Genomic DNA, 12,559 nt, shown 5'->3' on the forward strand with positions numbered 1-12,559 from the left:
CACGTCGGTACGACCGGACGCGCTGAAAAGTCACTCGGTCCATAGCTTCACCGCCGACCGGCTGCCGGTCAATCGGCGGGCTGGCCGGCCGCCGGTTCAGTGTCGAAAAGCGTCGCCACACGGTCGAGAATCGACGTGTCGGCCCCATCGACACTCCCGCCGTCGGTGAACCGTACGCGCTCGTAGCGATCGGTCATCTCCCGCAGTCCCGTCAGCGCGTCCTCGTCGATGTTTGCTGTGACACACGTCTGGTAGAACTCCCACGGCGTCTGGCCCGCCGTCCCGTCGACTTCTTCGGCCAGCCGCAACCGAAGCGCTACGTAGCCGACGCGAATGGCCGCCTCCTCTTGCCCGTCGTTCGCGTAGTCGAGAGCGAGGTCGAACAGTTCCATCGCGGAGTACTCGCTGTCGTAGCCGTCGTCGTCGAGGAGTGTCTGCTCGGCCACTGACGGGTCGCCGCTACCACTGATCATCCGCTCCAGTCCGCCGAAGCGACGCCACGCCGCGAGCGCGCCACCGAGTGCCACCAGCACAGCGAGTCCACCGGCCAGGAGAACGCCGACGGGCGTCGTCGGTATCGTCACCGAGCCACCGGCAGTCGAATCGGCGAGGCTCCTCGTACTTCCGTCGTAGCGGGCGGCCACCTCTACCGTCGCCGTCGCGTCGAAAGGACCTGCAGTGATCACGCTGTCGGGGACGACGAACCGTCCCTCGTACGTCCCGTTCGGATCTGTCGTCGTCGATCCGAGGACGGTCCCGTCGGCGACGATCCGGACACGCTCGCCGTCGACTCCCAGTCCATCAGCGGTGGTCAGATTCCCACGGACGCGGATCGTCTTCGCCTCGGCGTGTGCCACCGTCGCCGTCAGATTCGTTTCCGTGTCGACGACGGTGAGTGGCGTCGATCCGTTCGCACTCCCCACTGCTCGCCCTTCCAGCGGGAGCAAGACACGAACGGACTGTTCGCCCGCCGAAACGCCAGCCGGAAGCGTCACGTTCGTGATCAAGTAGCCATCGGTGTTGGTTTCGCCCGATCCCAGCACGCGACCGGCGACAGTCACGAGATAGGAGACGTTCGCCGCGCCGCCGCCGTCCTCGCCGATGCGGCCTGCAACGGCGATGGTTTCGTTGTACTCTGCACGGGCCGGTGACACGGTGACGCTGACTGTCGGTTCGACCTGTTCGACGGTCACGTTCAGCGTCTGCTCGGCGGCCAGCAGTGTGGTGTTTCGGTCGGGAACGTATTCGAGAGTCACTGTACTCGCGTTCTCGGGGAGCATCGTCGGGCGATAGGAGAGTGCGAACGAACCCGAATCGTCGGTCCGGGTGTCGAGCGACTGATTACCGATCGAAAACTGGACCGCCTGACTGGCGACTGGCGTCCCGTCTGCTCGCTGCAGTTGGCCGCGAAGGACGAGCGGGTCGTGGAACGAAATCCGTCGATCGTTCGCTCGGACGGCGAGTGTCGTCTCGGTCAGGTGTTGCTGGCGAACCTGCTGTTGGGTGACGTTGATCGTCCGCACCGACTTGTTGACCGCGGTGAGTGATGTCGTCACGTTCTCGTCGGTGATGGCCGAGAGGTTCCGCTGTGATCGGAGCAAAGCGGTGTAGTTCGTCTCCACGGCGTCCCACTCGGATTCGAGTTCGCGGGCGAGGCGGCGCTGTTCCGCCTGATACCCGTTCCAGACCGGAACCCGCTGTGGCGGCTGGTCTGTCACCACCCCGCTGCCTTGCAGTGCCTGATACCGGTCGTAGGTGCGCCAGTATTCGTCGATCGAAGCCGTGAGGTCCAATTGATCGCGCCGAACGTCGCGGAAGGCCAGTGATTTCTCGAAGTCCCCAGTTTGGTTCGCCACGTCGCCGTAGCGATCGAGTAGTTCCTCGTAGTCCGATCCCTCCAGGGACTCACGGGCCTGATCAGCCTGTTCCCGACTGATGTTCAACGACCCACTCCGGGCACGCTGTGCGAGTCGGTCGGCCATCTGTCGTTCGAGCGCACTCAACGACGATCCGCCCTCGACTGTCTCGGGATTCGCGTGTGCACCGGTGTCGGCGTCGGTGTCGCCAGCCCCGACCGACGCACCGGGTACGATGGCACCGACGATCGTTCCGGCCACGAGCACGAGCACTGTCGTCGCGATGAGTGCGACAAAGAGCAATCGCCCGCGGTCGGTGTCGGTGCCAGTCACGATACGGGATTCGGCCGTCAGCGTATAAACACTCTTTCGTTCCCGACACTCGGGCCAGTTCTGTGTCGGTCCCGAAACAGGCCGTCGCGTCCGGCCGCTGTCCCGAGACCGCTAGGTTCAACTACGACAGCCACGTCTGCCGGACCGATGCGAGTGACGCGGCGGTTCTGGGCGCTCACTGCGGTCGGCTCGGTGCTAGCCCTCCTTGCGATCCTGTTCGAGCGGCCGCTCCTGTTGGCCGGTGCAGCGAGCAGTGGTGCGGTCCTCGTGGCCGCACAGGTCCTGTTCGTCCGTCGTGTCACGCGACTCGACCGGACGCTCGAAGTCGACCTCTCGCTCCCGCAGGCATATCTCACCGAGGGAGAGGACGTGCCGGTGACGCTCCGGGCGGCCGCGCCCGCTTCGCCGCTTTCGGTGTCGGTGACGGCGTCGGCACCCGCGAGTGCAAGCGGCCCAGAGACGACAGCACGGCGGGTCACGCTCGACGGCGGCGACCCGGCCTCGACGACGTTTCTGGTGTCGTGGCCGGTCGCGGGCACCGCGGCGTTCCCAAAGCCGACGGTCACGGTCCGTGATCCGACGGGCCTGTTCGTCGAGACGTTCGAGCGTGGCCCGACGCCGACCGTGACCGTCGAGCCACGGACGACGCGAACCCTCCACGTCGGGCAGGGCGGCGATCAGGCGGTCGCGACCTTCGGCGAACACCCGACGGGCGAACTGGGTGAGGGACTCGATCCCGCAGAGTTGCGAAAGTACGTCAGTGGCGACTCGGCAGGCGACATCGACTGGAAGGCGACGGCCAGACTCAACGAGGCCTACGTCCGCGAACACGAGGTCCAGACCGACAGACAGACGCTCTTGCTGGTCGACCACCGCGAACGGTTCGGCCGGGGCCGGCCCGGCGAGGCGAAACTCGACTATCTCCGCGAGGTCGCGCTCGCGTTCGCCCACCGGGCCGGCGACCTCGACGACCCGCTTGGGTTGTACACGGTCGGCGACGACGGTCTCACCAGTGAGATCGAACCGTCGACCGCAGCGGATCGGTATCGTGCGATCCGGGACGCGCTGTATGATCTGGAACCGAAGACCAGTGACGAGGACCGCGCGAGCGCACGACGTGGTCCCGGATCGGCCCAGCGGGCCAACACGATGCTCCGAAGCGACGATTCGGCGTTCGGGCGGACGCTGCGACCGTATCTCGGCACAGCCCAGGGGTACGTCCAGCGCATCGAACGGGACTCGCTGTTCGCGACCGTCGAGACGTACCTCTCGCGGCTGAAGGGTGTGTCGTGGGTGTTGCTCTTTACTGACGACCGCGACCGCACCGAGCTTCGAGAGGCCGTCAAGCTCGCGCGTGCGGACGGCGATCACGTCGTCGTCTTTCTCGCGCCGGACGTGCTGTTCGAGCCGGGTGAACTGGGCGACCTTGAGGGGGCTTACGAGCAGTACGCGGCCTTCGAGGAGTTCCGGCGCGAACTCACCTCGCTGGATCGTGTCACCGTCTTCGAGGTCGGCCCGGGCGACCGGATCGACGCGATCCTCTCGGCTGCTCGCCAGTGACCGCCCGTCAGTGACTACCCGCCAGACGGCACGCGACGACAACGCGAATCAGAAAACGTAACACGGCGACCCACAGGGTAGTACGTAATGGCAGCAACAGCTACGGCCGAACACCGGACCGACCGTACGTGGCCGGTCCTCGCGGTCGGTCTGGTCACGCTCTGCTTCGTCGGTGCGCTCCTGGTCGTCCCATCGACGCCGTCACTCGTGGGCGTCGCCACCCTGTCGGGCGTCGTCCTCGTGGCGCTGCTCGCAGTGATCGCTTTCACCGCGGGCGTCGACCCACTCCCCGCGATGGCGGTGGCCTTCGTCGCAGCTACGGCGACGACGTGGGCCGTGCTCGCGGTCACGGACCTCCTCGTCGCGACACTCGTGATCGTCGGTGGCCTGACACTCGTTTCCTACGGACTGCATCGCTACGAGCTGGTCGCGCTCGGTCTCGTGGAGGTCGGCGATGAGTAGCGACCTCGCTGGCGACACGACGGAGTCCGACGAGCGAGCGAGCGCCGACCTCGACGCGACCGAACTCCGGGCGCAGGTCGAACTGCTCGAAGACGAGAATCAGCGCCTGCGCGAGCAGTACACCCGTGCGCGACAACAGCAATACCGGCGAACGGCGCTGGGACTGGCGGGTCTCGGTGCCGCCGCTGCGCTCGGTGGCGTGGTCTTTCCTACGGCGGGGAGCGTCCTCTTTGCCCTCGCTGGCACCGGTCTGTTCCTCGGTGTCCTGATCTTCTATCTGTCGCCCGAACAGTTCGTCCCTGCCTCGCTGGGCCGGCGGGTGTACAGCGCGCTCGCACGAAACGAGGCCGACATCGTGGCCGAACTGGGCCTGCGCGACGACCGGGTGTACGTCCCCACCGAGGGCGGTGACGTTCGCCTGTTCGTCCCCCAGCACGAGGACTTCGAGATTCCCGACGCCGATGCACTGGCCGACTCGTTCGTCGTCACGGGCGACCCGTCGCGTCGCGGTCTCGCACTCGAACCGACGGGTGACGGACTGGCAGACGAGTTCGAGCAGGCCGTCACCGGGAGCCTCGCGGCCGATCCAGCGACGCTCGCGGGACAGGTCTGTGACGCGCTCGCAGAACAGTTCGAACTCGTCGAGACGGCGACACCCGACGTCGACCCGACGGGCGGACGGATCACCGTCGCTGTCGGTGAGAGCGCGTTCGGCGACGTGACACGGTTCGATCACCCGGTCACGTCGATCCTCGCCAGCGCAGTCGCACGCACCGTCGACGAACCCGTTCGAGCGGACGTGCGTGAGGCCGACGACGACCGCGTCGACTACCGGATCACGGTGACGTGGGACGCAGACGGTGAGGCGACAACAGACGAACGAGCAAGCAACGACGACGCAGTTGAAAACTGAACATTCAGATCGACCCTTGTGTAAAAATCGTCCGGACTACCACTTACTTCTCGTCAAGCCGATCATAGATGGTTCTCGGTTCGACAATATCGATCCCACGGAATGATTCGAGATCGAGCAGATGGTTGTCTCCGGAGACGAGATAGTCGACATCACCAGCGACGGCTGCTTCGAGGAATTTGTCGTCGTCGGGATCTGCTTCGACTGCGATGATATCCTCCTGGGGATCGACGAACTCTGCAAAATACCGAATCGTTTCGACCTCTTGTTGGACCTCGCTTTCGCTCATCTGGAAACGTTCGGGATATTTGCACAACGTCGTGCGAAATTCCGTCAGCGTCTCTACCGAGACGACGATCTGGTACTCGTGGTTGAATCCCTTGACGAGCAGTTTGTGTGGGGTCCCAGTCGCGATAACGCCCGAGATGAGTACGTTTGTATCCAGAACCGCCCTCATTCGTCATTGCCTCGTGCCTCGTGAACCAACTGGGTGACCTCATCGAGAGACATTTCAACAGTTTCCGTGCGGTCCTCGACACGCTGTTGGAACTCCTCGATCGACGGTAGGTCGACCTTCTTCAAGATGAGACCGTACTCTGTCGGGACGACCATGAGCTTCGTCCCTTGTTCGAGTCCAAATTGATCCCTGAGTTTACTGGGGATCGTGATCTGTCCCTTCGAGGTTACTGTTGTTACTTCTGGTTCGTCGGAAGCCATGATATGCGTAAGAATTCCTTACGCAACGGCTTGAATCTGGCGGTGGATGTGTCCACTGTCCGATCAAATAGCTCAACGATATTCACTCGTCGTCTCGGGCCGATGGTTCGTCGGCGGTCCCGCCGTCCTGTACGGCGGCCGCGACATCGCCTTCGGCCTCGAACGTACTGCCCGGTGGCTCGACGCCAGCGACGAGGTCGTCGATCACTTCGCGGGCCGTCCGGTTGCTCAGTTCGGCGTCAGTGCTGAGTCCGACGCGGTGTGAGAGAATCGCCCCGGCGAGGGACTTCACGTCGTCGGGGATGACGTAGTCCCGGTCCTCGATTGCGGCCCGGGCCTTGCTGGTGTTGAGGAAGGCAAGCGAGGCTCGCGGCGAGCCACCGTGGTCCAGTTCGGCTGACTCGCGTGTCGCGGCCACGATGTCGAGGATGTACTCCTTGATGGTCTCGTCGACGTACACGGCCCTGACCTGCTCGCGTGCCGCCTTGACATCGGCTGCGTCGACGACCTGCGAGACGGAACTCGGATCGAGGTCCGGTTCTCGGTCGAACCGGTCGAGCAGTTCCGCTTCCTCGTCGCGCTCGGGAATGTCGGCGACGAGCTTCAACTGGAAGCGGTCCCGCTGGGCTTCGGGCAGTTCGTAGGTGCCTTCCATCTCGATTGGGTTCTGGGTTGCGACGACGATGAACGGCTCTGGCAGGTCGAGCGTCTCGCCCTCGATGGAGACCGTTCGCTCCTGCATCGCTTCCAGTAGTGCGGACTGGGTCTTCGGCGTCGCGCGGTTGATCTCGTCTGCGACGACGACGTTCGCGAACACCGGCCCTTTCTGGAGTTCGAACTCGCCGGTCGCCTCGCGATAGATCGCAGAGCCGGTGATGTCTGCCGGGAGGATATCGGGCGTCATCTGGATTCGATTGTAGTCGAACCCGGTCGCGACGGCGAACAGGTTCGCGACGGTCGTCTTGGCGACCCCGGGGACGCCCTCCAGTAGAATGTGGCCGTCAGTCAATAGCGCAATCGTCAGTCCCTTCACGAGCGTCTCTTTGCCGATAAGGACCTGTCCCATCTCGTCGCGGATCGCGGCGTGGAGGTCGACCGGATCGGTCATCCCCTACTGGTCCTCTCGCCGGCGTATAATGTGTTGCGACACGCGACGAACGCGCTCGCTCTCCCAGTCGGGATGGCGCTCCCGGACGAAGGCCACCACGTCGTCCTCGTCGAGGGTGCTCTCGGCCGATGGCCGTGTTCGTTCGAGTCGCCGCCGAACGACTGTCGAGGCGGTCGTCGCCGGCCAGCGCGCCCAGAGTGCGACCAGTGCGAGTGAGAGCGCTGCAAGCACGACCTGCACGATCGGTGTTCCCCGGACGACCAGCAGCGAGTACGTCAACGGTGCCAGTGGCGGCCGGTGCGAGTAGTCGAGCATCGCCGTCGTCGCGTTGGCAACCAGCGCCCGGGCGAACGCGGCGTTGCCCTGCTGTTCGAGCATCGCGTTCGTGAACACGCTCGCGTCGCTGACCACGACGACCCGGCCGTCGCCGACCGGTTCGGCGACCGCGACGGGGAACGAGCCGAGCGGTTCGGTGTCGTTGAGTTCGCCGTCGTCGTTGTCATCCATGTACGACGACTCTGCCGTGCTGACGAGCACTGCTGGTCTCGCGTCCCGTCCGACCGTCCGCTCGTCGGGCACGTCGAGGACTGTGCCGTAGTTGAGTGTGAGGCGGTCGACGCCGTCGACGAGTGGGTGTGCCGAGACGTTCGTCGCCCGCGGGAGCGAGCCGTTCCGGTAGTTGTTCTGTGCGTCACGGACGGTCGTGCCGTTCAGGCGCGTCTCGACGCCAAGTCCGGCCAGTAGATCGTTCGTCGCGCTCGGTTCGGCACTCTCGTTCACCGCTTCGCCGGCGACGACGAGCGTCTCGCCACGGGTGACGAACTGCCGGAGACGAGCCACGTCCCCCGCGTCGTAGGACTGTGTCGGCGAGAGGACGAACCCGACGCTGTCGGTCTCGGCTGTGACGTACGCGTCGGTCGTTCGGACCAGTTCCGGTGTCGCACCCGCCTCGCGCACTTCCTGACGTACCGACGCACCGCCGTCCCACTCGTCGTTGTACGGGCCGTATGCGACCCCGGACGTGCTCATCGCGACGAACAGGCCGACGTTCGTGAGTACCAGCAACAGCACGAGGGCCACTCGCGGGTAATCTGTCCAGTCCATCTACACCAGCCCCGGGGGGAGGATTTCGAGGATCCGTCTGACGACGATGTACGCGAAGCCGAGCAGCCCGGCGAGGATGAGCCATTTCAGCCGACTGCGCCACTGTGGCGTGACGTTGATCGGAGCCGTGAGTTCGACGATGACGAGAAACCCGATCAGCGAGACCACGAAAAAGAGATCGAGCGTCATCGACCCGAGCGCCGAAAGCACCAGCACCGTCGACAGCATCCAGAGGGCCTGTCCGTGGATGAACTGCTGGCGGCGTCGGGTTACCATCGCCTGCGAATTGCCAGCCGAACGTTTAGAAGGTGTCGACACACGAACCGACAGGCCAAAGTTCGCCGTCCTGTTTCGACGCTATATGTGGCCCTGGGGACACGTCGCCGTCGGCTATCTCGTGTATTCGATCGGTGTTCGCCTCGACGGCCGGCGTGTCACCGGACTCGCCGCCATCGCACTCGCCGTCGGGACGCAGTTCCCGGACCTGATCGACAAGCCGCTGGGCTGGACGTTCGGCGTCCTCCCCGGTGGGCGGACACTCGCCCATTCGCTGCTGACGGTTGCAGTCGTCGCCGTGGTCGCCGGCACGCTCGCTCGACGAGTACAACGCCAGCGTGTCACGGCGGCGTTTCTCCTTGGCTACGTCTCACACCTCTTTGCCGATGGGCTTTACCCGCTCGTCGAGGGCGAGTACGCGAACCTCTCGTATCTGCTGTGGCCTGCCTTCCCCGCGCCCGAGCCGGAGATCGGTAAGAGTTTTCTCGCACATTTCGCGAACCTCTCGTTCGATTCATTCTTCGCGTTCGAGGTGATGCTGGTCGGTCTGGCGACCATCGTCTGGGTTCGCGATGGCTATCCGGGCGTGAGTGACGTGGCAACGTTGCTGTCGTTCGCCAAGCGGAAGATCGACCCGAGCGGACGATCGTAAGCGCGTCCAGACCGAAGAACTATTATTCACTGACGGATCCCTACTGGACGATGCGAATACTCGTCACTGGGGGAGCCGGATTCATCGGCGGCCATCTGGCAGAGCGGTTCGTTAGTGACGGCCACGAGGTGGTCGTCCTCGACAACTTCGATCCCTTCTACGACCTTGACATCAAGAAGCACAACGTCGAAGTCGGTCGAACGGCCGCAAACGAGAGTGCCGGTCGGTACGACCTCGTCGAAGGAGATGTTCGCGACGGTGACCTCGTCGCTGATCTCGTCGCTGACGTAGACTATGTCTACCATCAGGCCGCACAGGCTGGGGTCCGCTACAGCGTCGAGAACCCACGGAAGTACGACGAGGTCAACGTCGATGGAACGCTCAACGTTCTCGACGCCTGCCGCGACGAGGGGATCGAGCGATTCGTCATGGCGTCCTCGTCGTCGGTCTACGGTGTCCCGCAGTATCTCCCCTACGACGAGGCACACCCGACGACACCGGTCAGCCCGTACGGTGCATCGAAACTCGCTGCCGAACGCTATGCGTGTGCCTACAGCGAGGTGTACGACTTCCCTGCGGTCGCACTGCGCTACTTTACCGTCTATGGCCCTCGGATGCGACCGAACATGGCGATCTCGAACTTCGTTTCCCGGTGTCTGAACGATGAGCCACCGATCATTTACGGAGACGGCACCCAGACCCGTGATTTCACGTATATCGACGACATCGTCGAGGCGAACGTCTCCCTCCTGCACGAGGATAGTGCCGATGGTGAAGTCCTCAACGTCGGTTCGACTGACACCATCCAGATCCGGACTCTCGCTGAAGAGATCCGCGACCAGCTCGCTCCAGACCTCGATCTGATCTACGAAGAACGCCACGACGCCGACGCCGACCAAACACACGCGAACACGGAGAAGGCCCAACGACTCATCGGATACAACCCTGACTACACCATCCGAGAAGGGGTCGCGAAGTTCATCGAGTGGTACCGAGCACAACGCGCGTGGTACGAGCCACTCGTCCGAACGTGACTGTTTGAGCACCACAGTACTTTTATTTTGTACTACCCTTGTCACCTGACAGTGATATCCGGGTGGCGATATCGCCTCACTGCGTTCGGGGGGGCAACAGCGCTGATCGCTTGTGCTGTCGTCGTAGCGAACACGCCGGCTGCACAGCAGTTCGTCACGTCGCTCCCGGTGGTGAACAATCTCAAACCGGTGACGGTCGACTGGGGAAACATCCCCGACGAGATCGCCACGACGGGTGTGATCGTCCTCGGGGCACTCTGGCCGCTGTTCAAGCCTCGTCCCCGACGGATCGTCGACACGGTCATGCTCGTCCAGAAGCGCGTGTTCCTCGCGGCGACCGCACTCGCGACGCTTGGCTACTTCGACTGGTCGACGCGACTGCCACGGACGACGTTGATTCTGACCACGGCCCTCCTCGCGGTCTGGATGCCGCTGTTGTTCGTCTCTATTCGTCGTCGGCCCCGACGCTCCGAACGCGCGATCCTCGTCGGTGACGACGGCCCGGCGATGAGACGGCTACTCGACGCCGCTGAGATGGACATACTCGGCTATGTCGCCCCGGCCGGCGTCGATCCCCGCCGACAGCCCGTCGTCCCGAAGATCGCCGACGGTGGCGTCGAGCGCGAGACGCTCCCGCGACTGGGCGGACTCTCGGGGCTGCGGAGCGTCCTCATCGAGCACGATATCGACACGGTGTTACTTGGCTTTGCGCGCCCGGATCGAGAGGAGTTCTTCGGGACGCTCTCGGCCTGTCACGAACGTGGCATCGAGGCGAAAGTCCACCGAGACCACGCAGACGTGGTCCTCGCAGCCGATGGAACTGCGACCAGCGAACTCGTGACGACGAATCTGACACCTTGGGACCTGCAAGATTACGCGCTCAAGCGGGCGTTCGACGTGGTGTTTGCAGGCGTTTCACTGCTCGCCCTGGCACCTGTCATACTCGTGATTGCGGCGGCGATCCGACTCGATTCACCGGGCCCGATCCTCTATAGCCAGCAGCGGACGGCCTCGTTTGGCAACACGTTCACCATCTACAAGTTTCGGAGCATGGTCGTCGACGCGGAGGCGGGATCGGGTGCGACGCTCAGCCCGGCGGACGCCGGCGAGACCGATCCGCGCATCACCCCCGTCGGGCGCTTGCTCCGAACGACCCATCTCGACGAGATTCCACAGCTCTGGTCGGTCCTCATCGGCCGGATGAGTGTCGTCGGGCCACGGCCGGAACGTCCCGAACTCGACGCAAACATCGAATCGACCGTCGCCGAGTGGCGCAGCCGCTGGTTCGTCAAGCCGGGATTGACTGGGCTCGCACAGATCAACGACGTGACTGGACACGATCCGCAGGCGAAGCTTCGGTACGACATCGAATACATCCGCGATCAGTCGCTCACACTGGATACGAAGATCGTTATCCGACAGCTCTACCTCGTCGCCGCAGACGCGGTTTCGGTCCTGCGCGCGACGTGAATGCGTCTCGCTGAGCGAAAGAATCATGCCCGTACCCGAAAACTGCAGGCGTATGGATGGCCCTCGGGAGTCACGCTCGCTCCTCGACGAGGACGGGAATCTTTTCGGAGTCGTCAACATCGTCGACGCGATGGTCGTTGTCTTGATGCTCGCGGTCCTCGTGGCTGGTGGTTCGCTTCTGTCACAGCCGGCAGAGAAGCAGCAAGCGCCGACACGGTACGCGACCGTCTCGTACACCGTCCCGCTCGACAGCAGTGCCGCCGGGCTGTCAGCTGGCGATACCCTTGTCCCGGTCAGGGGCGGTGACGCGCTGAATGTTACCGATGTCCACCGAAGTTTTGCCCGGAACGGTTCGGGTCACGTCGTCGCTCGCGTCAGCCACCACGGACCGATGATCGTGAGCGACCAACAGCAGTACGGTGGGGAGTCGTTCGACGCGACGACGCGATCGTACCGGATGCCGGTCGCGTTGGCCGCAGTGGACCAGAATACGTCGACACTCGATACTCGACGGGTCTCGGTGACGGTTGGCGTCGCTGAGACGGCCGCACAGACCCTCTCACCCGAACAGCAAATTCGATATCGGGGCGAGTCGGTCGGGACTGTCGTCTCCATCGGTCAGTCGAAGACCGACACCGGACGCGTTCCGGTCAGGATCCGGCTGACGGGGTGGAAACGGGACACTGGCCTGTCCTTCGGTGGGATGTCGCTTCGAGTCGGCAATCACGTCACCGTCGTCACCGACGACGCCGTCGTGTCTGGCCCGATTCGAGCGGTCGAAGGGGAGTGATCTAAACGGATGTTCGACACTGCGTACCAGTACTCGTGACTTCGAAGGGCGGTCGACCGGCTCGGTCACGTCCAGCAATTGGTCGCGGCGATCTATCACCGGTCTCGTCTCGCCACTGTGGCAGACCGACTGACGACGGTCGTTCGGGCGTCAGCAACGTGGACGTGGCTCACCAGCGAATCCGAAACGGAGACGGTCGTCATCGACCTGACCGAGACTCGTACCGTCGGCCCAGTGGTGGGGTTTCTGAAGCGGTTTCGCGGCCGGGACTAGGATTTCCGTCC

Annotated in this window: 14 protein-coding genes; 8 read left to right on the forward strand and 6 right to left on the reverse strand. The window is 63.9% G+C overall.

Translation table 11 applies throughout. The features are described 5' to 3' along the window. Positions 1 to 68 precede the first annotated feature (68 nt). Positions 69 to 2,189, reverse strand: a complete 2,121-nt coding sequence (locus tag AC5FRW_RS15820) for a hypothetical protein (RefSeq protein WP_493569428.1) — start codon at positions 2,187 to 2,189, stop codon at positions 69 to 71. Between the two features lie 147 nt (positions 2,190 to 2,336). Here AC5FRW_RS15820 and AC5FRW_RS15825 point away from each other — a divergent pair, with 147 nt between their 5' ends. The 3 genes from AC5FRW_RS15825 to AC5FRW_RS15835 all read left to right on the forward strand — a co-directional run bounded on the left by AC5FRW_RS15825 (position 2,337) and on the right by AC5FRW_RS15835 (position 5,124). Continuing rightward, on the forward strand, positions 2,337 to 3,749 hold the full coding sequence (locus AC5FRW_RS15825) for a DUF58 domain-containing protein (protein WP_493569429.1): 1,413 nt from the start codon (positions 2,337 to 2,339) through the stop codon (positions 3,747 to 3,749). A gap of 87 nt (positions 3,750 to 3,836) precedes the next feature. Next, positions 3,837 to 4,211 carry a DUF8163 family membrane protein gene (locus AC5FRW_RS15830; protein ID WP_493569430.1) on the forward strand — a complete coding sequence of 125 codons (375 nt, stop codon included), beginning with the start codon at positions 3,837 to 3,839 and terminating at the stop codon, positions 4,209 to 4,211. After that, positions 4,204 to 5,124, forward strand: coding sequence for a DUF7982 domain-containing protein (locus tag AC5FRW_RS15835; protein WP_493569431.1), 921 nt, complete (start codon positions 4,204 to 4,206; stop codon positions 5,122 to 5,124). The genes AC5FRW_RS15830 and AC5FRW_RS15835 overlap by 8 nt, the downstream gene beginning before the upstream one ends. 43 nt (positions 5,125 to 5,167) lie before the next feature. On the opposite strand, the gene AC5FRW_RS15840 is transcribed toward AC5FRW_RS15835, so the two are convergent. The 5 genes from AC5FRW_RS15840 to AC5FRW_RS15860 form a co-directional block, all read right to left on the reverse strand. After that, positions 5,168 to 5,581 (reverse strand): putative toxin-antitoxin system toxin component, PIN family, encoded by a 414-nt coding sequence (locus tag AC5FRW_RS15840; protein ID WP_493569432.1) that lies wholly within the window; start codon positions 5,579 to 5,581, stop codon positions 5,168 to 5,170. Further along, on the reverse strand, positions 5,578 to 5,841 hold the full coding sequence (locus AC5FRW_RS15845) for an AbrB/MazE/SpoVT family DNA-binding domain-containing protein (RefSeq protein WP_493569433.1): 264 nt from the start codon (positions 5,839 to 5,841) through the stop codon (positions 5,578 to 5,580). The genes AC5FRW_RS15840 and AC5FRW_RS15845 overlap by 4 nt, the downstream gene beginning before the upstream one ends. 82 nt (positions 5,842 to 5,923) lie before the next feature. Then, complete coding sequence (locus AC5FRW_RS15850; RefSeq protein WP_493569434.1) at positions 5,924 to 6,949, reverse strand: AAA family ATPase; 1,026 nt, start codon at positions 6,947 to 6,949, stop codon at positions 5,924 to 5,926. Between the two features lie 3 nt (positions 6,950 to 6,952). Continuing rightward, entirely contained in the window at positions 6,953 to 8,053 is a 1,101-nt protein-coding gene (locus AC5FRW_RS15855) for a DUF4350 domain-containing protein (RefSeq protein ID WP_493569435.1), read from the reverse strand. Further along, on the reverse strand, positions 8,054 to 8,329 hold the full coding sequence (locus AC5FRW_RS15860; protein WP_493569436.1) for a DUF8044 family membrane protein: 276 nt from the start codon (positions 8,327 to 8,329) through the stop codon (positions 8,054 to 8,056). A gap of 85 nt (positions 8,330 to 8,414) precedes the next feature. On the opposite strand from AC5FRW_RS15860, the gene AC5FRW_RS15865 reads away from it, so the two are divergent. The 5 genes from AC5FRW_RS15865 to AC5FRW_RS15885 all read left to right on the forward strand — a co-directional run bounded on the left by AC5FRW_RS15865 (position 8,415) and on the right by AC5FRW_RS15885 (position 12,548). Further along, entirely contained in the window at positions 8,415 to 8,981 is a 567-nt protein-coding gene (locus AC5FRW_RS15865; RefSeq protein ID WP_493569437.1) for a metal-dependent hydrolase, read from the forward strand. Between the two features lie 50 nt (positions 8,982 to 9,031). Further along, positions 9,032 to 10,015 carry an SDR family oxidoreductase gene (locus AC5FRW_RS15870; protein WP_493569438.1) on the forward strand — a complete coding sequence of 328 codons (984 nt, stop codon included), beginning with the start codon at positions 9,032 to 9,034 and terminating at the stop codon, positions 10,013 to 10,015. Positions 10,016 to 10,066: 51 nt separating this feature from the next. Further along, entirely contained in the window at positions 10,067 to 11,485 is a 1,419-nt protein-coding gene (locus AC5FRW_RS15875; protein ID WP_493569439.1) for a sugar transferase, read from the forward strand. Between the two features lie 52 nt (positions 11,486 to 11,537). Next, positions 11,538 to 12,275 (forward strand): DUF4330 family protein, encoded by a 738-nt coding sequence (locus tag AC5FRW_RS15880; protein ID WP_493569440.1) that lies wholly within the window; start codon positions 11,538 to 11,540, stop codon positions 12,273 to 12,275. Positions 12,276 to 12,392: 117 nt separating this feature from the next. Then, complete coding sequence (locus AC5FRW_RS15885; RefSeq protein ID WP_493569441.1) at positions 12,393 to 12,548, forward strand: hypothetical protein; 156 nt, start codon at positions 12,393 to 12,395, stop codon at positions 12,546 to 12,548. Positions 12,549 to 12,559 lie beyond the last annotated feature (11 nt).

Source organism: Halomicrobium sp. HArcht3-1, from assembly GCF_058933345.1.

Excerpts from the sequence above, each read along its gene's own strand:
- AC5FRW_RS15855 (WP_493569435.1), bottom strand. The coding sequence starts at position 8,053 with ATGGACTGGACAGATTACCCGCGAGTGGCCCTCGTGCTGTTGCTGGTA.
- AC5FRW_RS15850 (WP_493569434.1), bottom strand. The coding sequence starts at position 6,949 with ATGACCGATCCGGTCGACCTCCACGCCGCGATCCGCGACGAGATGGGA.
- AC5FRW_RS15835 (WP_493569431.1), top strand. The coding sequence starts at position 4,204 with ATGAGTAGCGACCTCGCTGGCGACACGACGGAGTCCGACGAGCGAGCG.
- AC5FRW_RS15840 (WP_493569432.1), bottom strand. The coding sequence starts at position 5,581 with ATGAGGGCGGTTCTGGATACAAACGTACTCATCTCGGGCGTTATCGCG.
- AC5FRW_RS15860 (WP_493569436.1), bottom strand. The coding sequence starts at position 8,329 with ATGGTAACCCGACGCCGCCAGCAGTTCATCCACGGACAGGCCCTCTGG.
- AC5FRW_RS15870 (WP_493569438.1), top strand. The coding sequence starts at position 9,032 with ATGCGAATACTCGTCACTGGGGGAGCCGGATTCATCGGCGGCCATCTG.
- AC5FRW_RS15830 (WP_493569430.1), top strand. The coding sequence starts at position 3,837 with ATGGCAGCAACAGCTACGGCCGAACACCGGACCGACCGTACGTGGCCG.
- AC5FRW_RS15825 (WP_493569429.1), top strand. The coding sequence starts at position 2,337 with ATGCGAGTGACGCGGCGGTTCTGGGCGCTCACTGCGGTCGGCTCGGTG.
- AC5FRW_RS15845 (WP_493569433.1), bottom strand. The coding sequence starts at position 5,841 with ATGGCTTCCGACGAACCAGAAGTAACAACAGTAACCTCGAAGGGACAG.
- AC5FRW_RS15880 (WP_493569440.1), top strand. The coding sequence starts at position 11,538 with ATGGATGGCCCTCGGGAGTCACGCTCGCTCCTCGACGAGGACGGGAAT.
- AC5FRW_RS15865 (WP_493569437.1), top strand. The coding sequence starts at position 8,415 with ATGTGGCCCTGGGGACACGTCGCCGTCGGCTATCTCGTGTATTCGATC.